This window comes from Pseudomonas sp. BF-R-30, from assembly GCF_019956175.1.
GTDB classification, from domain to species: Bacteria; Pseudomonadota; Gammaproteobacteria; order Pseudomonadales; family Pseudomonadaceae; genus Aquipseudomonas; species Aquipseudomonas jessenii.
Window position 1 is genome coordinate 1 of sequence record NZ_JAHBDE010000021.1, and the last position, 25111, is coordinate 25111.

Below are 25111 nucleotides of genomic sequence, written 5' to 3' on the forward strand. Positions count from 1 at the left end.
GGGCACCGCCGTCTGGGCATGGGTGGCGTCCACCACCTTTTTGTGCACCCGCACCTGATGGCTTACGCCGCTGATCAGCGAGGTAAACCGGTGGTCGTCAATGCGGTCGCCGGTGTAGTCGCACATGGGGAAGTAACGGACCTGACCTGACGGCAGAAACTGCTGATTCATCACCTGGTCGAAGTAGCTCATCACCTCGGCGCCGGAGGCCAGCTCATACAAGCCCTCGTTCAGTGCCGTTGTGTCTTTCGTTGCGCTGCCCAGTTCCCGTGAGTTGACGCCATAGAAGGCCGAGGGCTGGTGCAATCGGACAAAAGGGTAGGCATCATTCCAGTGCCCGCCAGGTCGACCGTGCCGATCCACCATCACGATACGTGCATTCGTTTCCTTGAGTAGCGTATCGACGAAGGCCATGGCCGTCGCGCCAGCCCCGATGATCAGATAGTCGGTTTCGATCGGATTTGCGTCCATATGGTTGCACCTTCCTGACGGTTGCCCCCCTCAACCTCCGTAGATTAGCCACCCATGCCGCGCGCAATAGAACGAATGCTCCTCACCCACATAACCAATGGAATTAATGGCTGCAGCCTGAATGTCCATACTCAAGCCGGCATGCGCGAAGAAAAACTACGCGGCCTGGATTTCAGTTAACCGGTGGTCATGACATTGCCGAACAGATGGCAACTGGCGTAATCAGGCAAGGTCGGATCGCCGCACGCTACCGTGCTGGCGCTATTCGTCCATGCTGACGCCCGATCCCCCTAATTCGCTGGGGACATCCTTCAGCTTGGGCAACCCGTCTTTGATGTGCAGCCTGGCCTCTTGATAGTGCACGTGAACTCCTGGCGAATACGCGAGATCCGGGATGACAGCGGCATACACGTCGATGAGCCCCATCCCTGGGTGTTCGGTGAAGAGGTGCCCGCCGCAACTCTTGCACCATTTGCGATAACTCTGCGGTGTCTTGTTGTAGGTGCCGATGTTGTCAGCCCCCCGAGTTACTTGCACCGCCTCGGGTTTCCACAGCGTGAAGGCATTGACCGGCGCTGCTGACCAATGTCGACACGACTCGCAATGGCAATAGCCCATTGCGGCCGGCTCTCCGCTGACGGTGAACTCGACTGCGCCGCAAAAACAACTGCCTTTGTAAGACCTTTGAATGCTCATGGAATGACTCCTTCATCAGTTATTACACATACCGTCGAAGTTGGGATGGATCGCCTTAGCGTTGGTTAGCGTCACTCGTCGATGAGGCGCACCGCTGTCGCCGGCGTGCGTCGCACCTGCAGTTCGAAAATGTCAGGGCGCGCATAGTGCCCGGTGACGTCGAGCGTCCGTCGCGCTGGCGCCACGAGTGAGGTGTCGATGTCCGCATACAGAATGCCTGCCTCACGGTGTAATGGACCGGCTGTGATCCGGCCTTGAGGGTTGACCACCACCGAGTCGCCATCGTTGATCCACTCTAGCGGATCGGGAAACAGTTGCATGCGAGCCGGGAAATCATCGGGAATGTCGCTGCCACGCAACGAGGTGCCACTGCCGATCACCCAGCATCGACCTTCCAGTGCAATGTGACGCATCGTGCTGATCCAGCCATCGCCGGTGTCGTACGTGGGGGCGACATAGATTTCCACTCCCTGGGCATACAATGAATAGCGCGCCAGGGGCATGTAGTTTTCCCAGCAGATGAGCGCACCAATGCGGCCGACGGGTGTATTGACCGTACGCAACCCTGACGCATCACCGAAACCATGGACCATGCGCTCGGGGTTCGTTGGCATCAGCTTGCGATGCCGGTTGAGCACTTCACCGTTCGTACCGATAACGACTACGCTGTTGTAGAGCGTGCCGCCTCCATTGCGCCGCTCGCATTCATTGATGCCGCACACGATCGTCACGGCATGAGTGCTGGCGGCCTCGCACAATTCGTTCAGGTCACCGTTCGCGATATCAACGGCGTTGGCCAGCAGACGCGTGTGTAACTGGCCCATTAAAGCCCCGTCTTTTCCCGCCGCCAGCCGCCAGATCCACGACGGGTAACCTGGAATGAACGATTCGGGTAAAACAACCAACGAGGCTCCAGCCGCCGCAGCCTCAGCGACCGATTGCACGGCTCGGGCGATCGTCGCGCTGCGATCGAGCAGCACTGGCGGCCGCTGAATGATGGCTATCTTGGTCATGGCGTTCTCCTGATACGGTGGCTTTGGCAGGTTTCAGCGTGCGCGTGGCGATACCGCGAGGCTAGTTCAGAATCTGAAGCGTTGTATTTGCGGAGTACGGGCGATGGATGAAAGCTACGGTCAGTTCTGTACGGTCGCGCGCGGTGCTGAAGCACTGTGCGAGCGCTGGACGCCTTTGGTCGTGCGCGAGCTGCTGTGCGGCAGTAAACGCTTCAATGAACTGCACCGCGGCGTACCACGTATGTCCACCAGCTTGCTGGCACAGCGGCTGCGCCACCTGGAAGATATCGGTGTCGTACATCGCACGGCCACGGGCAAAGTCTGGGAGTACAGCCTGACCGAGGCAGGCGAGGAACTGCGCCCCATCATCATGGCGCTAGGGCATTGGGGCGCGCGTTGGATAGGTAGTCGCCTTCGCGATAACGAACTCGACGCGGGCCTGCTCATGTGGGACGTGCGCCGGTTCGCGCGCATCGAGATGTTCCCGTCCCGGGCGGTGGTCATTCACTTCAGGTTCCGCGACGCGCGGTCCGGCGAGCAAGAGTGGTGGCTCGTGGTCGAACATGGTGTGGCAGATCTGTGCCGCGACGACCCCGGACGCGAACTCACACTCGTCGTGGACTCCAGCGTGCGCGCGTTGACCGAGGTGTGGACTGGCGACCGCACACCAAGGGAGGTTCTTCAGTCGCGAGAGCTGCGTGTAGACGGCGCTGTGCAGGATGCGGAAAACCTGTGGCGCTGGCTTGGCACGAGCGCGTTCGCCGGTACCCGGAGCGCTGCAATCCAGCCTTTGCAATAGCCATCTCGAGATTGCGATAGAGCATCAGCAGCTTGTCCGCCATCCGAATGGCTCGGCGACAGGGGATGGGCTTCCAGTTCGCCGAATGGCGCGGCGAAGTGCTGTTGCTGCAGGGGGCTCCCAGGCTGCAGTCCTGGGGCGGTCTGCATCAGGCTGCGCAATTGGAGAATCGCCTGCGCAATCGGGGAGGTTGGCAGGCAGGGCAATCGCTAGCTTAGGGCCCATCCAACAACAAGAACTCGCTTAAGGAAGGCTTATGCAATTCAGGCTTGCCATCTCCCACCGTGTGCCCTGCGCTTTTGAGTCGACTAAGGGAAACCTTTAGCCGGGTTGAAGTTTTCCCCCCAACGGATGCTGTTCATCTCGATATCGGCGCGGCGCCTACTCACTTACCTTGGGTAGACAAGAGGCGTGTCGTCTTGGCTGGCTGTTCCACTGAGCCCGCCTGGCGCTTTACCCCATAACAACAATAGGTCTGACAATGCTCGAACCCATCGTTCTTTATATCCCTGATGCAATCCGCCTTCCTGTGCAAGAAGGCTCGGTGTTCGGCTGCCGGCATTTTTAGTTTTTAGTTCGAATCTGCTCCTATAAATACAGTGCCCAGCACATACAGATGTGGAGAAGTTAGATGTATCAGGTAAAGCAATGTTGCCGTGGGCTAGGTATTGCCGGCGTGTTGGGAATTATCTGTTCGCCATTGACGGCCTATGCCGATGTTGTTGATGACAGTCACTTGAAAGTGGATACGCGAAACTTCTACTTGCACCGTAACTACACCAATACCAATGCGCCGGTTTCCGAAGTGCATAGTTGGTCCCAGGGTTTCGATGCACAGTTTACCTCCGGTTACACCGACACGGCCCTGGCAATCGGCCTTGATGTGGATGCGCAGTACGCGGTGCGCCTGGACTCGTCGGGCAATGACGGTTCGCTGCCGTACAGCGTCCGCGACCAGCAGACGGCCGATGACTACAGTCGCGCCGGTGCAACTTTCAAGATGCGCTACAGCAAGACCGAGTTGAAGGTCGGTGACCTTCGTCCACAACTGCCGGTGGCGTCCGATGACCCCAGTCGGCAACTGGATACGATCTATCAAGGCGCCGTGGTCGAGTCCAGGGAAGTCGATGGGTTGACGATGACCGGTGGCCGGTTCTGGTCTGCCGTGACACGGGAATCCTCCAACCACGAGAAACTGTACAAGTTTGGTTCCACCGATAATCTCGACAGTGACGGCCTGGACTTCGGCGGCGCAACTTACGACATTACCAAGAACCTGCAAGCCAGTTATTTCTACGGCGTGTTGCACGACATTTATCAGCAACACTATTTCGGCCTGATGCATATGGCTGACCTGGGCAGTGGCTACAAACTTAAAACCGACTTGCGCTACTTCAATAACAATGAAGATGGCAATGCCTTGAACGGTGAGATCGACAACCGTTCCTACGGCGCCTTGTTCACCTTGCTCAAAGGCGCCCACATGTTTGGCCTCAGTTACCAGCGCATGCTCGGTGACAGCGTGTTCCCGACGATGAACGGTTTTATCCCGCAACCTTACCTGGTGCACTGGTCGTCCCTGGGGTTTGTCCGCCCGGATGAAAAGTCCTGGGGGGCGCGCTACAGCTATGACTTTGCCGGGATGGGCGTGCCGGGGCTGAAGCTCTACACCCGCTATATCAAGGGAACCAACTGGGACCGTGGCAACAACCTGAGCGACAACCAGGAAAGCGAACGCTTTCTGGGTCTCAGCTACGTGGTCCAGAGCGGGGCGCTGCAAGGCCTGGGGCTGGACCTGCGCAACATCGACGTGAAACAGAAGTACGGCTACGACTACAACGAATTCCGTGTCGCCACGACCTACACCTGGAAGTTCTGGTAAGCCCGGTCCACCCGGGATTTGTCCCCATAACAATAAGAGGCCTGACCATGTTCGAACCCTTTGTCCTTTGCATCTGCCCCGCAACTTTCCAGTCGTTGTTCTGCGCACCGCTGCACGCATGAGCGGATTCCAAGAGGAGCAAACACTAGTGAATATCCAGGTCGATAACGCGGTCCTGCAGAAGAAGAAAACCTACATTTACGAGTGGTACGTGGTCGGCCTGTGCATGATCGCCTACATCTTTTCATTTGTGGATCGGCAGATCCTGGCGCTGATGATCGAGCCGATCAAAGCCGACCTGCAGATCAGTGACACCCAGTTCAGCCTGCTGCACGGGTTGGCCTTTTCGTTGTTCTACGCCTTCATGGGCATGCCCATCGCCTATCTGGCCGACCGTTTCTCCCGACCGAAGATCATCGCCGTCGGCGTCGTGTTCTGGAGCCTGGCGACGGCAGCCTGCGGCTTGAGCAAGAACTTCCTGCACATGTTCCTCGCCCGCATTGGCGTCGGTGTCGGCGAGGCGGCCCTGTCGCCCTCGGCCTACTCGATGTTCAGCGACATGTTCCCCAAGGAGAAACTCGGCCGCGCGGTGGGCATCTACTCGATCGGCTCGTTCGTCGGTGGTGGCCTGGCCTTCCTGGTGGGCGGCTATGTGATCGCGATGCTCAAGGACATGAACACCATCGAGGTCGCCTTTCTCGGTGCGATGAAGGCCTGGCAACTGGCGTTCTTCATCGTCGGTCTGCCCGGCATCGTGGTCGGCCTGTTGATCTGGCTCACCGTGCGCGATCCGGCGCGCAAAGGCCTGCAGGTGGATGCGCAGGGGCGGGCCAAGAAGGTCGGGATGGGCGATGGCCTGCGCTTCCTCGCTCGCCACCGCGCCACCTTCACCTGTCATTACCTGGGCTTTTCATTTTACGCCATGGCCCTGTTCTGCTTGATGAGCTGGAGCCCGGCGCTGTACATCCGCAAGTTCGGCCTGTCGCCGATGGAGGCGGGCTACATGCTCGGCACCGTGCTGTTGGTGGCCAATACCGGCGGGGTGCTGTTCGGTGGATGGCTCACCGATTATCTGGCCAAGAAAGGTCATCAGGACGCTGCCATGCGCACCGGCGTCATCGGCGCCCTCGGCATGGCGGTGCCGGCTGTGCTGTTCTCTCAAGTCGATCAACTGTGGCTGTCGGTGACCCTGTTGGTGCCAGCGATGTTCTTCGCCTCGTTCCCGATGCCGGCGTCCACGGCGGCGATGCAGATCCTCGCACCGAACCAGGTGCGCGCACAGGTCTCGGCCGTGTTCCTGCTGATCAGCAATCTGCTGGGTTTGGGCCTGGGCACTACGCTGGTGGCGCTGTTGACCGACCGCTACTTCGGATCGCCCGCGGCGGTAGGGTCGTCGATGTCACTGGTGATCGCCGGTGCATCGGCGTTGACCGTGCTGCTGCTCTGGCGTGGTTGCCGTCGTTTTCGCGAAAGTTATGCCCGGGAGTATCCGACCCGGGCTTGATTGGTCATAGTCCACGATCGGCGTCTCGGCCTCGCTCCTGTCAAAGGGAGCGGGGCCGAGACGCTCCACGTCAGGAGAACCCTTGATGTTGAATGACGTACACCTGCTGGAACGGCACAGCCTGCTCAGTTCGGCCGATTACCGCGAGATCAAGGACAAGGTCAGCCAATACCTGTGCCCGCACAGCTTCAACGTGCTGCGTGACGAGCCGATCTACACTCGGCTCAACGGCGTATTCTTCGGCGATTCGGCGCTGCTCGACCTGCGTTATGGCGCGCCGGTGGAGATCACCATCGGCGACATTGCCGATCAGTACCTGTTTCGCATCACCTTGCAGGGGCATTGCGAAGTGGCCCACGGGCGGCGCAGCGCGGCGATGCAGTCGGGCTACCTGAGCGTTTCCTCGCCGTTCGCGCAAAGCCGCATCGTCACCGATGGCGAGTGCCGCAACCTGATCCTGCGTGTCGACCGTGATGCCCTGGAGACGCAGCTGCAACGCCTGCTCGGCCGCAGCCTGCGCCAGTCGGTGATCTTTGATGTCAGCGTCGACCACCTGGGCGCCGGCGTCGTCAGCCTCTATCACACCCTGGACTACATCTGCCGGCTCTACGGCAGCGGCGTTGACGGTTCGCGCCTCGCCAGCGGCCTGTCCGAATACCTGATGCAGTTGCTGCTCACGCAGCTGCCGCATAACTACTCCGCGGATCTGTTGATCGATTCGCGCGTGCCGCTGCCGCACCACGTGAAAAAGGCCCGTGACTACATCGAGGAACACCTCGACGAACCGATCAGCCTGACGACCCTGAGCGAACTGTGTGGTGTCTCGGTGCGCACCTTGCAGAACGGCTTCAACCAGTTCCTCCGGCAGGCGCCGGTCGAGTACATCCGCGACCGGCGCCTGGCGGTCATCCACGAGTCGCTCAAGCAGGGCAGGGCCGGCGAAACCGTCACCGATATCCTGTTGCGTCATGGCATCAACAGCTTCGGGCATTTCTCCAGCGCTTATCGGCAACGCTATGGTTGCCTGCCGTCGGACACCCTGCGGCGGCAGAAGCATTGAGACACCTGCGCAATCGGTCATTCGGCTGCGCAATCGGAGGAGTCTGTGGCGGTGCGGCTCGATAGGATCGAGTCTCTGACAAAAAGGAGTATCTGCATGAATATTACCGTGCTGGGTGGTGGTCACGGCTGTTACGCCGCTGCTGTCGAAATGGCTGAAAAGGGGCACCAGACCCGCCTGTGGCGTCGAGATTCCACAGCGCTCAAAGAGCTGCTGGCCATCGGCAGCCTGACCATCAAGGACTACCGGGGCACTCGCCAGTTGTCAGTCGGCCAGAAGGGCGACAAGTTGTCGTTCACCGACGACCTGGCCGAAGCCCTGGGCGACGCGCAACTGGTGATCATCCCGCTGCCGTCGACCTCCCACGAAGACCTGGCCAGACATGTTGCGCCGCACCTGCACGACGGTCAGGTGGTGTTCCTGCCGCCGGGCACCTTTGGCAGTTTCGTGTTTGCCAAGGCCATGGCCGATGCGGGCAACCGGAGCAAGGTCGCCTTCGCTGAAACCGGTACGCTGCCGTACCTGGTACGCAAGCATGGCGCCAGCGACCTGGTGATCAGCGGCTATGCCACCCGCCTGCCGACCGGTGTATTCCCCAGCAACCTGTCCGAGCATGCTTTTGCGGTGCTGCGTGAAGCCTACCCGAGCGTCGAACCGATTGAAGACGCCCTGAGCGGTGCGTTGATGAACGCAGGACCCATCATCCATCCGCCGCTGATCATGATGAACGCGGGGCCGCTGGAGCATTTCGAGGCCTGGGACATTCACAACGAAGGCACCCAACCGTCGATTCGTCGCGTGACCAACCAGCTTGATGCCGAGCGCATGGCCGTGCGTGAAGCGCTGACCTACGGCGCGCCGCACTTTCCTCTCGCCGACCACTACAACACCACCGAAGGTGATGAGTGGATGTACGGTCGCGGTGCCCATGGCAAGTTGACCGACAGCGGTGACTGGCGCGAGGACATCGACCTGCAGAAGCATCGCTACATGCTCGAAGACACCCGCCTGGGCCTGTCCTTCCTGGTGTCCGTCGGCCGCTGGGCCGGTGTGCCCACCCCGGTCGCGCAGGGCCTGCTGAGCATTGCCTCGGTCGTCGCTGCACGGGATCTCTACGCCGAAGGCCGCACCCTGGAAAACCTCGGTCTGGCCACGCTGAGTCGGGCGCAGATGACCGAACTGCTGACCAGGGGCTACAACTGATGAACGCCGCGCTACCCCAAGTCAGCGTGGTCGGCGCCGGCCGGATGGGTGAGGGCATTGCCCTGGCGTTCATCCATGCGGGCCTGCCGGTCACCCTCATCGATATCAAGGATCGCGCCGAGGATGAGCGGCACGGCTACTTCGAACGTGTGCGCAACAACATCCGCAGCGAATTGCAGATGCTGGTACGCCTCGGCATGCTCCGGCTGGAACAGGCCGACATCGCGATAGCCCGGTTGACGCTGCAATCCAGATCCCAGGCCGCAGATGCATTGCGCAGGTGCGACCTGGTGTTCGAAGCGGTGCCGGAAGTCATCGCGGTCAAGCAGGAGACCTTCGCCTGGGTCAGCGAGCATGTGCCGGCGTCGACCATCATCGCGTCGACCACCTCGACTTTCCTGGTCACGGAACTGAGCGAAATGGTCAGTACGCCTGCGCGCTTCGTGAACGCGCACTGGCTCAATCCCGCGTACCTGATGCCGCTGGTGGAAGTCAGCCGCAGCGAAGCGACCTGCCCGCAGGTGGTCGAACGGCTGCTGCAACTGCTCAAGCGCATCGGCAAGGTGCCCGTGGTGTGCAACCCGGTGGCTGGCTACATCGTGCCGCGCATTCAGGCATTGGTGATGAACGAAGCGGCACGGATGGTGGAAGAGGGCGTGGCCAGTGCAGAAGATATCGACACGGCGGTACGCGTCGGCTTTGGTTTGCGCTTCTCGGTGCTGGGCCTGCTTGAGTTCATCGACTGGGGTGGCGGCGACATTTTGTACTACGCCTCGCGTTACCTGAGTGGAGCGCTGTCACCGCGTTTCGAGTCACCACAAGTGATCGCCGACAACATGCAAAACGGCCGCAATGGCTTGCGCGATGGCCAGGGTTTCTACGACTACCGTGACATGGACGTGGACGCCTACAAGCAGCAGCGTCTGGGCGACTTTGTCCGCAAGCTGGAGTTGTCGGGGCTGACGCCCGCATTCGATGGAGCCCTGAGGCAGGCTTGAGCATCAGGGCCCGGAGGCCGGGCCCTGACACGCTTGACGATTTTCCGGTCCTACAGGCAGTACTGGCTGGTGGGCAGCACGTCGATCTTGTCGAAATCGATGAAGCGGCTGCAGCTGTCCATCATCGCCGCCAGGTTGCGCTGGAATTTCGCTTCGTCGCCCGCCGCATCGAAAAAGGCCATGGGATCGGTCATGGCCGCTGGCGGAAAACATTCTTCGACGATGGCATCGATCCGTGGCGCGCCGTGGGTCAGTGCCGACACCACCAGGTTTTGCACGTACTGGAAGTTGGCTTGGGTGTCCACGGCCACCGTCGTGTGATGGTTGCGCCAGATGTCCAGCCAGGCCTCGGGAGTCAGGCGTGGAGGGCGGGTCAGCAGGGCCAGTTGGGCAAACCCGTGGGTACGCTCACCGGGTGTTGCAGGGACGCGGGTATTGGCGATGGCGACCGACTCGCAGACCAGGTAGGCGGCCATGCGCGCCGTTGCCGCGCTGATCAGGGTATCGAAAGGGCGGCGAGCCGGCCCGTTGGCACTGTCCAGCCACAGCGACAGGCTGCCATCGGGCAATGGTCGGTTGTTTTCCTGGCGCAGGCCGGCGGCGGGTTGCACATCGGCATCGGCCAGGTTCAATTGCACACCACGGGCGCCGAGTGCCTGCAATTGCCCGGCGACCTCACTGCGCAGGCGATGGGCGAAGGTTTCAGGACTGACTTGGGTATCACGCCACAGCAGATAGATGACTTTTTCCATAGCTATCAAGCTCCTCGTTGCGGTTGATGGATGGAGCGGCGGTCGTGCTGCCTGGTCCATCCGGATGACCGAAAATCCCTGGCGTCATAGTCAATCAAGGTCAGCGTTGGGTAATACCTCAAACAGACTATTGACCCACACTATGAGGGCAACGGCTGACGCTTCTGGTTCGGGCTCGGCGCCGGGCAGGTCCGCAGAACAGCAGCTAAGCTCTCTTGCGCTGGGGCGGCGCTGGAAGTGTTGCCTCGGGATGTCCATTTCCGGCAAGGGAGCCATCCGCCATGAGTGCCGAACAGAGTCATTACAGTCCGCCGACCCTGCTGGTGGTCGATGACACGCCCGACAACCTGATGCTGATGACGGATCTGCTCAAGGATCGCTACCGGGTCAAGGCTGCCAATAGCGGTGAAAAGGCTTTGCGCGTACTACAGGGCGACGCACTCCCTGACCTGATCCTGCTGGACGTGATGATGCCCGGGCTGTCCGGCCATGAAGTGGCGCAGCAGCTCAAGCGCGACCCGCGTACCCGTGACATTCCCATCATCTTTCTGACGGCCATGGCCGACACCGAAGACGAGATCCATGGCCTGGAACTGGGGGCTGTCGACTACATCACCAAACCAATCAGAGCGGCGCTGGTCCTGGCGCGGGTGGATACCCAGCTCAAGCTCAAGGCGGCGGCAGACTTCCTGCGCGATCACAACGACTATCTGGAGAAGGAAGTGGCGCGTCGGACCCGCGAGGTGATTGCGATCCAGGATGTGGCCATCCAGGCCATGGCTTCACTGGCCGAGACTCGCGATAACGAAACGGGCAACCATATCCGGCGGACCCAGCATTACATCAAGGTGCTGGCCGAGCATCTGCGTGCTCATCCGCGCTTCAGTCACTTTCTCACCGAGGACACCATCGAATTATTGTTCAAGTCGGCGCCGCTGCACGACATCGGCAAGATCGGCATCCCCGACCATATTCTCCTCAAGCCGGGACGCTATACCGAGGAAGAATTCGAGATCATGAAGACTCATACAACGCTGGGACGTGACGCCATCCAGCATGCCGAGGATCAGCTCGGCATTCGCGCCGAGTTCCTCAGCCTGGCCAAGGAGATTGCCTACAGTCACCAGGAAAAATGGGATGGAAGTGGGTATCCGCAAGGGCTGGCGGGTGACGACATCCCCGTCAGCGCCCGGTTGATGGCAGTGGCGGACGTCTATGACGCATTGATCAGCCGTCGGGTCTATAAAGCGGGGATGCCCCACGCGCAGGCCGTCGAGATTATTCGTCAGGGGCGAGGTACGCACTTCGATCCCGATATCTGCGATGCCTTCCTCGATTGCCTCGAACAGTTCCAGACCATTGCCGAGCGCTTCGCCGATACCGACCAGGATATGGCCGGCAAGCGGGCTGCCCTGGAGCGTATCGGCCAGGCTCCGTGAACCCGCCATTGCCCCTTCGTCAGTGTTTTCATCAGGTCCACGAGGATAGTCATGGCCGGATTGCGTACCCTGCTTGAGCGCCTCGCGCTGCTTCACAAACTGATCCTGGGGTTCTCGGCGCTGCTGCTGTTGGTGCTGGTGCTCGGCGTGCAAAGCCTGCGCACCCAGCAATCGCTGAAGCAGGACATGCAGAACCTCTATCTGCAGGAACTGGTCGGCATGGAGCACCTGCAGGAAGCCCGTGTGCAATTGCCCCATATGATGCAAGCACTGCAGCGTGCGGTGGGCACCGACAGCGCGCAGATTCGCGTCGAATCCCTGCAGCAACTGCATGATATCCGCGAAGGCCTGCAGCAGGCCGTGGCCCGCGCCAAGGTGACCTTAAGGCGAGCGGACAATCTGGCGCGCCTCGCCGAGCTCGACCTGCTGCTGCAACAGTTGCAGCGCCATAGCGACCAGGCCTTTCTATCGATCGACCAGGGCCAGCAGAACAAGGCGTTGGTGCTGCTCAATAGCAGTGAATTCCAGCAACTTGCCCGGCAGGCCGACGGCCTTTTGTACGCGATCGTCCAGATCAAGGAAGCCTCGATTCGCGACACGGCCAAGGACATTGCCGAGTTTGCCGAACACAGCACCAGGTTGACCTACGTACTGTTGTTCGGTGGTTTGTCGCTGGCGTTGCTGTTGTCCTGGGTCGTCAGCCAGTCGATCCGCAATCCACTGAACCGGGTGCGGGTGGCGGTAGACCAATTGGCCGCGGGGCAGCTCGATCAACCGATTCCCCACACCGACCTGAACAACGAAACCGGCGATCTGGCGCGGGCCATCGCCAAACTGCAGACCGAATCCCAACAGCTTGAGCGCCAGCGCTGGATCAAGGCCCATACCGCCCAATTGCAGGTCGATCTGCAGCAGGCAGAAACCCCGGCGGAACTGGCGCAGGTGTTCCTGCAATGCATGGCCAGCCTGCACGGAATCTGCCAGGGGGTGCTGTACAGCGCGCAGGAGGATTCCGGCACGCTGCTCTTGATGGGTCGTTATGCCACCGATTCCGAGCGGCCACCCGAGGCGCAAGTCATGTTCGGCGACGGCCTGTTGGGGCAGTGCGCGGTGGATCGCGTGCCGCGTCAGTTTCAGGCGATACCGGAGCAATACTGGCGTTTGCGCTCGCCCCTTGGCGAGGTCCCGGCCCGTTGCCTGCTGCTGCAACCCATTGTCCGTGGCGAGCGGTTGCTGGGGGTGCTCGAACTGGCCGGGCTGGAGCCCTTGGGCGAGCGTGAACTGCTGCTGTTGCAGGAGGCCACCCCACGTTTGGCCGCAGCCATGGCGATTCTGGAGCGCAATCAGGCGGTCAAGACCCTGTTGGCGGAAACCCGTCGCCAGGCCAATGAAATGGCGGAACAGGCGCTGCAACTGGAGCAGCAGGCGCAGGCACTGGAAACCCAGCAATCGGCGTTGCGCGCCACCGAAGCCTGGTATCGCGGGATTATCGAAGCGGCGCCGGACGGCATGCTGGTGGTCGATGCCCAAGGACAGATCCTGCGCACCAATCGCCAACTGGATCAGCTGTTCGGCTATAGCGCCGGTGAGCTGCTCGGCGAGTCCATCGATCGTTTGGTGCCGTTGGCCAGCAGAGGGCGCCACGAGGCGCTGCGCCAGGGCTTCATGGCCCACGGCGCCACTCGCCAGATGGGGGCCAACCTGGACGACCTGCAAGGCGTGCGCAAAGACGGAAGTCTGTTCTCGGCAGAGATCAGCCTGTCGCATCTGCCGAGCCTGGAAGGGGACGGCGTATGCGTGTGCGCGTCGGTGCGCGACGTGAGTGAACGGCGTCATCTGCAGGCGGCACTCAAGACCAGCGAGGCACAGTTGCGCGCAGTCCTCGACAGCAGCCCGGTGGCCATGGTGATCAGGGACGTCGATGGCCGTCCGACCTACTGCAATCCGCAGTTCGACAGTCTGTTCGGGACTCGTCTGGCTGAACTCGAAGGTGCGGATCCGGCGCAGTTCTGGGTCGACCCGCAGGCACACCAGCGCTTTCTCGAAGCGGCAGCGCAAGGTGCAGTGCTGAACTTCGAGACCACCCTGCAGCGCGCTGGAGGCGAGCGCTTCGACGTACTGGTTTCGGCCGTCACGATGACGCTGGGGGAGCGGGGCATGGGGGCCAACTGGTACTTTGACATCACCGACCGCAAGACCGCCGAGGCCGAGGTGCAGCGCGCACGGGAGGCCGCAGAAGAGGCGACCCGGGCCAAGAGCAACTTCCTGGCCACCATGAGCCACGAGATCCGCACACCGATGAACGCCATCATCGGCATGAGCTACCTGGCATTGCGAACCGAGCTCGACCACCGCCAGCGCAACTACATCGAAAAGGTCCATCGCTCGGCGGAATACCTGTTGGTGATCATCAACGACATCCTCGACTTCTCCAGGATCGAGGCCGGGAAAATGCACCTGGAGCACATTCCCTTCCACCTCGAGACCGTGCTCGACGGCTTTGCCAGCATGATCGGCCTCAAAGCCGAGGACAAAGGCCTGGAATTGCTGTTCAGCACCGATGCCGAGCTGCCGACCGCCTTGATCGGCGACCCGTTGCGCCTTGGCCAGGTGCTGATCAACCTGGGCAACAATGCGACGAAGTTCACCGAGCAGGGCGAGATCGTACTCGGCGTAGAGCACCGGGGCGCGGCAGGAGAGCAGGCGCAGCTGCATTTCTGGGTACGCGACACCGGGATCGGCATGAACGCCGAGCAATGCTCGCGCCTGTTTCAACCCTTCAGCCAGGCCGATAGCACCACCACCCGCAAATACGGTGGCACCGGGTTGGGCCTGGCCATCTCTCGGCATCTGGTGGAATTGATGGGCGGGCGCATTTGGGTAGAGAGCGAGCCGGGCCTTGGTTCCACTTTCCATTTCGAGGTGAGCCTGGGGGTGCAGCGCGACAGCCATTTACGGCGCATGGTGACCGCCGACGAATTGCTGGGCAGCCGTGTGTTGGTGGTCGATGACAACGCCAGCGCGCGGGAGATCCTGTCCAGCATGGCGCGCAGTTTTGGCGTGGAGGTGGACGTCGCGCAAAGCGGCCGGGCCGCACTGGCCATGCTGGTGGACGCCGAAGCGAAGGTGCTGCCCTATGATCTGGTGCTGATGGATTGGCGCATGCCTGGCATGGACGGCGTGGAAACGGTGCGGCAGATGCAGGCCGCCAAACTGGCGCAAACGCCGTCGGTGATCATGGTCACGGCGTTCGGTCGCGAGGAAGCCCGCGAAGAGGCCAGTCGGTACGGCATTCATTTGCCGGTGGTGCTGACCAAACCGGTGACGCCGTCCACTTTGCTTGAGGCGCTGGGCACGGTGCTCGGCAAGATCCCCCAGGCCGATACCCGGGCCATCTCGCGACTCGGCCAGAGTGCCAGCGCCATGGCCAGCCTGCGTGGCGCGCGACTGCTGTTGGTCGAAGACAATGAGCTGAACCGCGAGCTGGCCTGTGAACTGCTGGAGAGCGCCGGGATCGAGCTGTGCCTGGCCGTTCACGGCGCAGAAGCGCTCGACCAACTGGAGCGTGACGCAGACTTCGATGGTGTGTTGATGGACTGCCAGATGCCGGTGATGGACGGTTATACCGCGACCCGCAAGATACGTGAGCAGCCACGCTGGGCGAATCTGCCGGTGATCGCCATGACTGCCGACGCCATGGCGGGGGACCGCGAGCGGGCGTTGGCCTGCGGCATGAACGACCACATCTCCAAACCCTTGAACGTCGACGACATGTTTGCCACGTTGGCCAAGTGGATACATCCGCGAGCTGACCGTGGCGCGATGTCGGCCGACGTTTCGCCGGTCACCACGGAGTCAGCGGCGAGCCTGCCAGCCAGCCTTCCCGGCATTGATTTGAAAGCGGGCCTGGGCACCTGCATGGGCAAGGTCGAGCTCTATCTGCGGCTGCTGCGCAAGTTTCGCTCCAGCCACCAGGCTTTTTGCGCCGAGTTCCTGGCTGCCCGAGGCCAGGGCGATCGTTCGACGACGGTCAGGCTGGCCCATACCCTGCGCGGAACGGCGGGCAACATTGGTGCCGTTGAAGTGGCGAATGCAGCCGCCGCACTGGAGCAGGCGTGTCTGAACGATGGGACGAGCGATGGGGTGGAGCAGGACCTGGCTGACCGGCTGGTGGAGGTCGAGCGTTGCCTGACAACGGTGCAGGAAGGCTTATCGGTGCTCGGCGAGCCGACATCGTGCGCAGACTCATCAAGCGTGCCACCGGGCAGCGAATGGCACGCGCAATTGGCCCACGTCCGGTCTCTGCTGGCCGAGAGCGACACCCAGGCGCTGACGGCCTTGCTCAAACTGCAGGGGCTGGCTTCAGACCCGCGGATGACCGAGCAATTGCTTCGGGTTGTGCGGCAAGCGGAGTGCTTCGATTTTGATCAGGCGCTGGAGCTGCTTGAAAACCTGTCCTGAGGAATCAACGCAACTTCAGCGGATCGACCATCTGCGCCGCGATGGCCATGCCCACCAGGTCCGGCAGCGTGTTGGCCTGCATGCGTTTCATGACGCGCGCGCGATACAGATCAACGGTTTTTGCACTTACGCCCAGTTGTTCCGCGATTTCGCGGGTGGTGTAACCCTGCACCAATGGCAACAGGATATCGCGCTCGCGCGGGGTCAAGGTCAACAAGCGCGCCTGCAAGGCTTCGTGGCCCTGGTTGCCCGAACGGTTGGCGGCACAGTTGCTGAGCGCCTGTTGCACGCTGTCCAGCAACAGCTGTTCGTTGTAGGGCTTCTCGATAAAGTCATGGGCACCGGCCTTGAACGCGCGCACCACGATCGGCACATCCGCATGCCCGCTGACGAAGATGATGGGCAGGTTCAGTTGGCGCACACGCATTTCTTCCTGCACGTTCAACCCGCCCATACCGGGCATGCGAACGTCCAGCAGCACACAAGCATCGAGGCTTGCATCGCAGGCATCGAGGAACGCGACGCCACTGGTAAACGGCAAGGCCTTGAGCCCGACCGACTCCAGTAACCAGACCGTCGATTCGAGCATGCCCTGGTCATCATCGACCACGTACACAACGTGCTCCGTTACACCTGCCATTACCTGATTCCTATTGTTGTTTTGTTGGGCCGGCAAGCGGCAAGCGGCAACACATCAGCAGCCCGACAGGCTGGCGCCGGGCATTCAATTCGCCACCGAAACCTTCGATGATGCTGCGGCTCATGGACAGACCGAGCCCCAGGCCATCGGCCTTGCTGGTGTAAAACGGGGTAAATATCTGTTCCAGTTCCGGCTCGCTGACGCCCGGCCCCTGGTCTCGCACACTGATTTCCACGCAGGCGCCACTGCCATGCTCCACGGCCATCACGATCACAGAGGGTTGCCCGGGATGTTGCTCACGGTTGGCATCGATGGCATTGCGCAACAAATTGAGCAACACCTGTTCCAGCAACACGCGGTCGGCATAAACGGGGGGCAGATTATCGGGCAGTCGATCCTCGATTGTCACTTGGCAATTACTCGCCTCCCAGGCACACAAACGCACGGCTTCGCGGGCGACGTCGGTCAAGTTCAGCGCCTGCATGCGACGCTGTCCCTTGCGCAAAAAGGAGCGTAACCGTCGGATCACTTCGGAGGCGTGGGTGGCGTGATGGGTAATGCGTTCCAGGCCCTGGGTCACTCTGGCAGCGGCCTGGGGATTGGAATCCAGCGTTTGTAGATAGCGCTGGCTTGCATTCGCATAGTTGACCACGGCAGCCAGCGGCTGGTTGATTTCGTGGGCAATCCCCGAGGCCAGTTCACCGAGAGTGACCAGCCGTGCGGTGTGTGCCAGTTCGTCCTGATGACGGCGCTGTTGCACTTCCCGCAGCTCGCGCTCGGTCATGTCGCGCGCGACCAATGAGTAATAACGCTCACCGCCGGCGGAACGGTGCGCCAGCAGTACCAGCGACACCGGCACCGATGTGCCCCCGCCCGGTGGTTGCAAACGCGCATCGGTGCTCCAGACACCGTCGCGCTCGGCGCGCCTCCAGCCATCGCGTTGCAGGCGCGCAAGGTCGCCGCTTGCGAACAACGTGGCCAGGGCCGGCATGGGTTGTTGCTCATCAATCCCGAGGATGCGTCGCGCGGCTGGATTGAGGTAAGTGACCTGGCCCTCGGGAGCGATGAACAACACCGGGTCAATGTTGGCCTCGACCACTTCGGCCAGGCGTCGCTTGTTCTCCTCGGCCTGCACCCGGGCCGTGATGTCCCGGGATATGCTGACGATTTCGACCACCGCCCCGGTGTAGGTTTCGCGGATCGCCCGGCTGGCGGTTTCGAACCACAGGTAGTGGCCGTCGCGATGGCGAATGCGATAGGTCATGGTGTGATAGCCATCCTGCTCCAGCGCATCGCGCGCGCGCTGCACCAGAGCGGCCAGGTCCTGGCTATGAAACAGGCCCTGGGCCATTTGCCCGCGCAACTCTTCAGGCCAGTAACCGAGCAGGGTCCAGGACGCCGGTGATGCATCGATAACGCGACCTTCGGGGGTGTGACGGGATATCAGGTCAGTCGTGTTTTCGATGATCAGCCGGTACAGCCGTCGTGCGGTGGCCGCTTCACGCTCCGCCAGCACTTGCGCCGTGGCGTCGCGGCAACGGGCGAGCACTCGGTTGTCCTGGGGATCGGGAATGAACGTCCAGATCAGGATCTGCGTTTCAAACTGAGCCTCGACACCTTCGACGGCGCGTTGCTGGTCCAGGCAGGCACGCACCAGCACCCGATGATTGACCGGTAAAAAGCCCAACACATCGGTCAGTGACTTCTCGGCGAGCAGCGCCATCAGTGCCGCGTTGAACTCCAGCGGTCGACCTTGCGCATCGAGCAACAGGCTCGGTTGCGGATCGTGACCCAACAGTGGCGAACCACGCAGCAGGCCGTTGACGCTGCTCAGCAGCGTCGTCAGCAAATCCTGCACCCAGCCCAGCCAATCGAGACTCACGCCCTCGCGCACTTCCACCAGCAACAAGCCCGGCTGCCCCGGCTGCAAGGCCAGATCAAATACCTGGCCATGGCTGATCGCGGCCCGGCGCAACCGGCCGGACAACCAGCAATCGAGTTGACGGACTTGAGCCAGGTCCAGGCGGCCTGCCTCGACCAGATGCTCGAAGAGCAACTGGTCGCTGGCCAGCGCCGGGTCGCCAAGTCCCGGCGGCAAATGCTGAGCGGCGCCCTCATGGCTGTAGATCCGCGCATTGGGCTGCCAGCTCAGGTAAACCGCCCGCTGCACCTCAGGGCAATCCTGCAGCGCCCGACACAGCGCATCGGCCCGGGTGGCCAGAGACACACCCTCGCGCTGCAGGCGCAACCAACTGTGCAATCGAACGGGCGTCAGGGTCATTGCGGGTCCACTTTCTCAGGGAAACCAAGCATATACCAGCCTTGGAGCGTTGGCGGCATTGATTCGGACTTAATAGAAATAGATATAGTATTAATACTATACGACGTAGGTTCTACTTCCATATCAATGACGCAGTGTTATATAAAGTCATCCGGACTTTGAAGGTGACTGCGGCGACTACGCTGCAAGGTCAACCATAGAGCTAACAATCAGCCATCGAGTACCCGCACATGTCTATCTATGACCAAGGCCTTGGCCCTTCGGCTGTCAATCACATTGCCTTGTCTCCGCTGAGTTTCATCGAGCGCACCGCCAGCACTTATCCCGATCACCTCGCCGTCATCCACGGTTCGATTCGCCGCACCTGGGCGCAGACCTACACCCGTTGCCGACGCCTGGCCTCGGCGCTGGCCGGTCGCGGTATCGGCAAGGACGACACGGTGGCGGTGATGCTGCCCAACATTCCCGAGATGCTTGAAGTGCATTTCGGTGTGCCGATGATCGGCGCCGTGCTCAACCCGCTCAACGTGCGCCTCGATGCCGAGGCGATCGCATTCATGCTGCAGCATGGCGAAGCCAGGGTGTTGATTACCGACCGCGAGTTCCATGATGTGATCCAGGCAGCGCTTGGCATGCTGGATCACCCGCCTTTGGTGATCGACGTCAATGACCCGGAATACGGTGAAGGTCAGGCCGCGAGCGACCTTGACTACGAAGCGCTGTTGGCCGAAGGCGACCCGGCATTCGACTGGCAATGGCCGGGCGACGAGTGGCAGGCCATTTCGCTGAATTACACTTCAGGCACCACCGGCAACCCCAAGGGCGTGGTCTACCACCATCGCGGCGCTTACCTGAGCGCATTGGGCAACCAGATGACCTGGGCCATAGGCAACCATCCGGTGTACCTCTGGACCCTGCCGATGTTCCATTGCAATGGCTGGTGCTATCCATGGACCATCACCGCCCTGGCGGGTGTGCACGTTTTCCTGCGCCGGGTCGATCCACAGAAAATCCTCACGCTGATCCGCGAGCATCAGGTCACTCACCTGTGCGGTGCGCCGATCGTGCTCAATGCACTGGTGAACATGCCCGAATCAGCGAAAGCGGCCATCGATCACCCGGTCAATGCCTTGGTCGCGGGCGCTGCGCCACCGGCCAAAGTCATCGGTGCCGTCGAAGAGATGGGCATCAAGGTCACCCATGTGTTTGGCCTGACCGAAACCTATGGCCCGGTGACGGTCTGCGCCTGGCACGCCGAATGGGATGAGTTTTCCCTGGAGGAGAGGGCGCAGATCAAGTCGCGACAGGGCGTGCGCTACCCGACGCTGGAAGGCTTGATGGTCGGCGATAGCACAACGCTGGAGCCAACCCCGCGTGACGGCCAGACTATCGGTGAGATTTTCATACGCGGTAACACCGTCATGAAGGGCTACCTGAAGAACCCGAGCGCCACTGCCGAAGCGTTCGAAGGCGGCTGGTTCCACACCGGTGACCTGGCCGTCTGGCATCCTGACGGTTACGTCGAAATCAAGGACCGGCTCAAGGACATCATCATCTCGGGCGGCGAGAACATTTCCACCATCGAACTTGAAGGGGTGCTCTATCGCCACCCGGGTGTGATGGAAGCAGCCGTGGTCGCCCGTCCCGATGAGAAATGGGGCGAAACGCCCTGTGCCTTCGTCACCTTGAAGGCTGACCACCAGGACGTTCGCGAGGCTGACATCATCAGTTTCTGTCGTGAGCATCTGGCCGGATTCAAAGTACCGCGCACAGTGATCTTCACGCTCTTGCCAAAGACTTCCACAGGCAAGATCCAGAAGTATGTGTTGCGCGAGCGGGCCAAGGCGCTCTGACCCGATCTGACATTGCATCCATCTGGCAGCAGGTGTTTGACCTGCTGCTGCGGGTTCGTGCAGGCCGAATTCGGCTGTGCCGTGCCCATGACACAACCGTGCCAACGAGGTTTACGTTATGCCCGAATTCAAAGTCCCGCTGCGCGACATGCGCTTTGTGCTGCACGAAGTGTTCGATGCTCCGGCCATGTGGGCGCGCCTGCCGGCCTTGACCGACAGCATCGACACCGATACGGCAGACGCCATTCTCGAGGAGGCGGCCAAAGTCACCTCGCACCTGATTGCGCCCCTCAATCGCAGTGGTGACGAAGAAGGCGCGCAGTGGCACGAGGGCCGGGTCACCACCCCCATCGGTTTCAAACAGGCTTACGCAACCTACATCGAAGGCGGTTGGGTGGGACTGTCCGGCAACCCCGGGTTTGGTGGCATGGGCATGCCGAAAATGCTGGCCGTGCAGTTCGAAGAGATGCTCTACGGCGCCAACTCAAGTTTTGCGCTGTATTCCGCATTGAGTTCCGGTGCCTGCCTGGCGCTGGACGCCCACGCCAGCGATGCCCTGAAAAACCTCTATCTGCCGCCGATGTATGAAGGCCGCTGGGCCGGCTCCATGTGCCTCACCGAGGCCCATGCCGGTACCGACCTGGGGCTGATCCGCACCCGCGCCGAACCTCAGACTGACGGCAGCTACAAGATCACCGGCAGCAAGATTTTCATCACCGGGGGCGATCAGGACCTGACTGAAAACATCGTTCATCTGGTACTGGCCAAACTGCCGGACGCGCCTGCTGGCCCGAAGGGCATTTCGCTGTTTGTCGTACCTAAAGTCCTGGTCAATGCCGACGGTTCCCTCGGCGCGGCCAACGCCGTGAGTTGCGGTTCGATCGAACACAAGATGGGCATCAAGGCCTCGGCCACCTGCGTGATGAACTTCGACGGCGCCAGTGGCTGGCTGGTCGGTGAAGAGAACAAAGGCTTGGCGGCGATGTTCACCATGATGAATTACGAACGCCTGTCGATTGGCATTCAGGGCATCGGCTGCGCCGAGGCGTCCTACCAGAGCGCCGTCACCTATGCTCGCGAACGCGTTCAAGGTCGGGCTCCCACCGGTGCCTTGGCCCCGGACAAACCGGCCGACCCGATCATCGCTCACCCGGATGTGCGGCGCATGCTGCTGGGCATGAAAGCCATGACCGAAGGCGGTCGCGCATTCGCCTGCTATGTCGGGCAACAACTGGATCTGTCGAAATTTTCCGACGATGCCAGCGAGCGCGATTGCGCGCAGATCCTGGTTGCGTTGCTGACGCCAGTGGCCAAGGCGTTTTTTACCGACACCGGCCTGGAAAGCTGCATCAACGGCCAGCAGGTTTTCGGCGGCCATGGCTACATTCGCGAATGGGGTCAGGAACAATTGGTCCGTGATGTGCGTATTGCACAGATCTACGAAGGCACCAATGGTATCCAGGCATTGGACCTGCTCGGACGCAAAGTGCTGGCCAACGATGGCGTCGCGCTACGCCTGTTCGCTCGGGAAGTGCGCCACTTCGCGCTGCACCACGAAAGCGCGTATGGCAGCGAACTGCTGAAGGCCCTGGAGCGTCTGGAGGGCCTCAGCAACTGGCTGCTGGAGCGGGCCAAAGCCAACGCCAACGAAGTCGGCGCAGCCTCCGTGGAGTACCTGCACCTGTTCGGCTATGTCGCCTACGCCTACATGTGGTCGCGCATGGCCGCCGTGGCCCGGTCCAGACTTGACCGGGACCCGCCGTTCTACGCTGCCAAACTGGCCACCGCCGAGTTCTACTTCGCCCGCCTGCTGCCACGGACGCTGAGCCTGGAAGCCAGCATCCGCGCCGGCAGTGCGCCCCTGTACGGCCTTGCAGACGAACAGTTCTGACGATTGAGCGTTGCGCGGCGCCTTGCCACTCCCCGGGCCCGCGCTTTTTATTCACTGGCCCTCTCAAAGTACGGCAGGAAAGCCTGATGAATATGCAAACAAGTACAACGCAAGGTCACTTGAACTGGGACGACATGCGCTTCTTTCTCGAGGTCGCTCGTGCTCGCACCGCAAGCGGTGCAGCTCGCCGCCTTGGGGTGGACTACACCACGGTAGCGCGACGCATCCGCGCCCTGGAGCAGAGCCTGGGCGCCATGTTGTTCGAGAAATCGCGAACCGCGGGCTTCGTGCTGACCGTGGAGGGGCAGCGCCTGGTCTGTCACGCCGAAACCCTGGAAAGTACACTGCTGGTAGCCTGCGAACAGGTTTTCGGCACCACCGGAGGGCTTGCCGGGCACCTGCGCATCGGCTGTACCGAAGCCTTCGGGTCCTGTTTCATCGCAGCGCAGATGAGCCACTTCCTCGAGCACTACCCGAATATATCGGCGGATATTTTGCCGGTCCCGCACTTCGTCAACCTGTCACGGCGCGAGGCGGACATCGCCATCACCCTGGAACGGCCCGAGCGCGGTCCGTACGTGTGCTCGCGGCTGTGCGATTACCGCCTGCGTGTGTATGCGACGCCGGAGTACCTGGCCAGTCATCCGCCGATTGGCTGTCGCGAGGATCTGGCCGGTCACCCGTTCGTGACCTACGTCGATGATCTGGCCTTCAGCTTCAAGCTGCTCTACCTGAACGACCTGATGCTCGGCGCGCGCAGCCGCCTGCGCAGCACCAGCGTGGTCGCCCAGTACCATGCGGCTCTGGAAGGGCGGGCGCTGGCGATCCTGCCTTGCTTCCTCGCCGGTCCCGACCCGCGCCTGTGCGAGGTGCTGCCGGATCAGGTGGAGGTCACGCGACAGTTCTGGATGTACTACTGTGAGGACCTGCGCAACCTCAAGAGGATTACCCTGGTGGCCGACTACCTGCGCACCTGCGCGGAGCTCAATCGTCCGCTGCTGATGGGCGAGTCACACCAGATGGTCTACCCGCCGTTGCTCTGAGTTGCAGGTCTGGGCATCGATTGGACCCTAAAAAAATAAAAATCAGGTGTCTCTATGCTTCTCGAACATGCGTTGTTAACCGATGCCAGCGGCAAGCCGATTCACCAGCATCACAAAAGTTTTTCAACCGAGTGGGATGAAATCAGCGACTGGTCGGATCGCATGTATATGCCCTACCGTGTGGCACCCAAAGGGCAGGCCATCAAGCCGCACGCCACCATGCATTCGTCCAGGATTGGCGAGTTGACGCTGACTCGTTTTGCCTATGGCGTGCCGGTGAGCGTCGATGAATTTTCGCCCGAAGCGGGGAATGCGCTACTGCTCACCACTATTCGCGGCAATGCCCGGCACTGGACCCGGCGTTCCGTCACCGAGGATACGGCAATGGGTGAATCATTCGTTGCCGATTGCAGTCGTGTCGATTACCGGATCGACCTCGACCCTGATCACCTGCAACTGAATCTGACCATTCCTCATGCCGTATTGGAGCGGATGGCGCTGCAGTGGTTTGGGTTCGTGCCCGATGATCAGTTCTGGAGACACAAGTGCGTCATCGGCGGAGTCGGGTCGAGCTGGCTGAGTTTGCTGGAGTACACGGTTCGTTGTATTGCCGAAGCTCCCGCACACATGGCTGAAGGGCGAATGGGTACTCACCTGGAGCAAAGTCTTTGCGTTCATATGCTGCAAGAATGGGCTGGCCGCGCCGGGCGGGCAGGGCTTGATTTGAATAGTCCACTGAACCGGATTGCACCCCGTTATGTCAGGGCTGCCGAAGAGTTCATGAGTGCCAATGCTGCGAGCCTGCCGACGATGGGTGAGATTGCCAGTGCGGTAGGGACCAGTGTGCGGACATTGAGTGGTGCCTTCGCGCGTTTTCGCGGCATGACGCCCGGTGCGTTCCTGCGTGAGCAGCGATTGCAGGGGGCGCACCGCGATCTGCTGGCGGCGGACCCGCAATCGGGAACCACCGTTTCGGCCATCGCCTTTCGCTGGGGTTATCTGAACCTGGGTGAATTTGCGGGGATCTATCGCAAGCGTTTCAGTGAATTACCCTCCCAGACCTTGCAGCGCCGGCTGCGCTAGCGATTCGAGGCGGTACGAGGGCATCGAGAGCGGTGTCCATCC

18 protein-coding genes are annotated in these 25111 nt (G+C 61.3%); 12 read left to right on the forward strand and 6 right to left on the reverse strand.

Going from position 1 to position 25111, the window contains the following annotated elements; all coding sequences use genetic code 11:
- The 3 genes from KGB20_RS12365 to KGB20_RS12375 form a co-directional block, all read right to left on the reverse strand.
- On the reverse strand, positions 1 to 471 hold a 471-nt coding region (locus KGB20_RS12365), incomplete at its 3' end, for an NAD(P)-binding protein (protein WP_223473570.1).
- Between the two features lie 261 nt (positions 472 to 732).
- The gene (locus KGB20_RS12370) at positions 733 to 1167 is read right to left on the reverse strand and encodes a GFA family protein (protein WP_154908529.1); all 435 of its coding nucleotides are present in this window, start codon (positions 1165 to 1167) and stop codon (positions 733 to 735) included.
- 71 nt (positions 1168 to 1238) lie between these two features.
- The gene (locus KGB20_RS12375) at positions 1239 to 2180 is read right to left on the reverse strand and encodes a carbon-nitrogen hydrolase family protein (protein ID WP_159390166.1); all 942 of its coding nucleotides are present in this window, start codon (positions 2178 to 2180) and stop codon (positions 1239 to 1241) included.
- A 103-nt stretch (positions 2181 to 2283) separates the two neighbouring features.
- Here KGB20_RS12375 and KGB20_RS12380 point away from each other — a divergent pair, with 103 nt between their 5' ends.
- The 6 genes from KGB20_RS12380 to KGB20_RS12405 all read left to right on the forward strand — a co-directional run bounded on the left by KGB20_RS12380 (position 2284) and on the right by KGB20_RS12405 (position 9626).
- A complete protein-coding gene (locus tag KGB20_RS12380; RefSeq protein WP_090456076.1) occupies positions 2284 to 2979 on the forward strand; it encodes a winged helix-turn-helix transcriptional regulator in 696 nt (231 codons plus the stop codon).
- A gap of 631 nt (positions 2980 to 3610) precedes the next feature.
- Complete coding sequence (locus tag KGB20_RS12385; RefSeq protein ID WP_159390165.1) at positions 3611 to 4861, forward strand: OprD family outer membrane porin; 1251 nt, start codon at positions 3611 to 3613, stop codon at positions 4859 to 4861.
- A 148-nt stretch (positions 4862 to 5009) separates the two neighbouring features.
- Positions 5010 to 6365 (forward strand): spinster family MFS transporter, encoded by a 1356-nt coding sequence (locus tag KGB20_RS12390; RefSeq protein ID WP_154908524.1) that lies wholly within the window; start codon positions 5010 to 5012, stop codon positions 6363 to 6365.
- Positions 6366 to 6450: 85 nt separating this feature from the next.
- Entirely contained in the window at positions 6451 to 7425 is a 975-nt protein-coding gene (locus tag KGB20_RS12395; protein WP_154908522.1) for a helix-turn-helix domain-containing protein, read from the forward strand.
- Between the two features lie 96 nt (positions 7426 to 7521).
- Positions 7522 to 8628 carry an NAD/NADP-dependent octopine/nopaline dehydrogenase family protein gene (locus KGB20_RS12400; protein ID WP_150813934.1) on the forward strand — a complete coding sequence of 369 codons (1107 nt, stop codon included), beginning with the start codon at positions 7522 to 7524 and terminating at the stop codon, positions 8626 to 8628.
- Positions 8628 to 9626 (forward strand): 3-hydroxybutyryl-CoA dehydrogenase, encoded by a 999-nt coding sequence (locus KGB20_RS12405; protein ID WP_154861932.1) that lies wholly within the window; start codon positions 8628 to 8630, stop codon positions 9624 to 9626. Before KGB20_RS12400 ends, KGB20_RS12405 begins: the two co-directional genes overlap by 1 nt.
- Positions 9627 to 9676: 50 nt before the next feature.
- Here KGB20_RS12405 and KGB20_RS12410 read toward each other — a convergent pair whose 3' ends face one another.
- Positions 9677 to 10378: an EthD domain-containing protein gene (locus KGB20_RS12410; RefSeq protein ID WP_159390164.1), complete on the reverse strand. Its 702-nt coding sequence runs from the start codon at positions 10376 to 10378 to the stop codon at positions 9677 to 9679.
- A 281-nt stretch (positions 10379 to 10659) separates the two neighbouring features.
- Between KGB20_RS12410 and KGB20_RS12415 the strand changes: the two genes are divergently transcribed.
- Both KGB20_RS12415 and KGB20_RS12420 read left to right on the forward strand, forming a co-directional pair.
- The gene (locus KGB20_RS12415; RefSeq protein ID WP_154908518.1) at positions 10660 to 11817 is read left to right on the forward strand and encodes an HD-GYP domain-containing protein; all 1158 of its coding nucleotides are present in this window, start codon (positions 10660 to 10662) and stop codon (positions 11815 to 11817) included.
- 51 nt (positions 11818 to 11868) lie between these two features.
- Positions 11869 to 16278, forward strand: a complete 4410-nt coding sequence (locus KGB20_RS12420; RefSeq protein WP_159390163.1) for a response regulator — start codon at positions 11869 to 11871, stop codon at positions 16276 to 16278.
- Between the two features lie 4 nt (positions 16279 to 16282).
- Here KGB20_RS12420 and KGB20_RS12425 read toward each other — a convergent pair whose 3' ends face one another.
- Together KGB20_RS12425 and KGB20_RS12430 are read right to left on the reverse strand one after the other, a co-directional pair.
- Entirely contained in the window at positions 16283 to 16918 is a 636-nt protein-coding gene (locus tag KGB20_RS12425) for a response regulator transcription factor (protein ID WP_102672425.1), read from the reverse strand.
- A gap of 10 nt (positions 16919 to 16928) precedes the next feature.
- The gene (locus KGB20_RS12430; protein WP_154861928.1) at positions 16929 to 19199 is read right to left on the reverse strand and encodes a PAS domain-containing sensor histidine kinase; all 2271 of its coding nucleotides are present in this window, start codon (positions 19197 to 19199) and stop codon (positions 16929 to 16931) included.
- Between the two features lie 230 nt (positions 19200 to 19429).
- On the opposite strand from KGB20_RS12430, the gene KGB20_RS12435 reads away from it, so the two are divergent.
- The 4 genes from KGB20_RS12435 (at position 19430) to KGB20_RS12450 (ending at position 25069) form a co-directional block, all read left to right on the forward strand.
- Positions 19430 to 21052, forward strand: a complete 1623-nt coding sequence (locus tag KGB20_RS12435; RefSeq protein ID WP_150813940.1) for an acyl-CoA synthetase — start codon at positions 19430 to 19432, stop codon at positions 21050 to 21052.
- Positions 21053 to 21170: 118 nt separating this feature from the next.
- Positions 21171 to 22943 carry an acyl-CoA dehydrogenase C-terminal domain-containing protein gene (locus KGB20_RS12440; RefSeq protein ID WP_150813941.1) on the forward strand — a complete coding sequence of 591 codons (1773 nt, stop codon included), beginning with the start codon at positions 21171 to 21173 and terminating at the stop codon, positions 22941 to 22943.
- Positions 22944 to 23029: 86 nt separating this feature from the next.
- Positions 23030 to 23986 (forward strand): LysR family transcriptional regulator, encoded by a 957-nt coding sequence (locus tag KGB20_RS12445; protein WP_154861925.1) that lies wholly within the window; start codon positions 23030 to 23032, stop codon positions 23984 to 23986.
- A 54-nt stretch (positions 23987 to 24040) separates the two neighbouring features.
- Positions 24041 to 25069 carry an AraC family transcriptional regulator gene (locus KGB20_RS12450; RefSeq protein WP_150813943.1) on the forward strand — a complete coding sequence of 343 codons (1029 nt, stop codon included), beginning with the start codon at positions 24041 to 24043 and terminating at the stop codon, positions 25067 to 25069.
- Positions 25070 to 25111 lie beyond the last annotated feature (42 nt).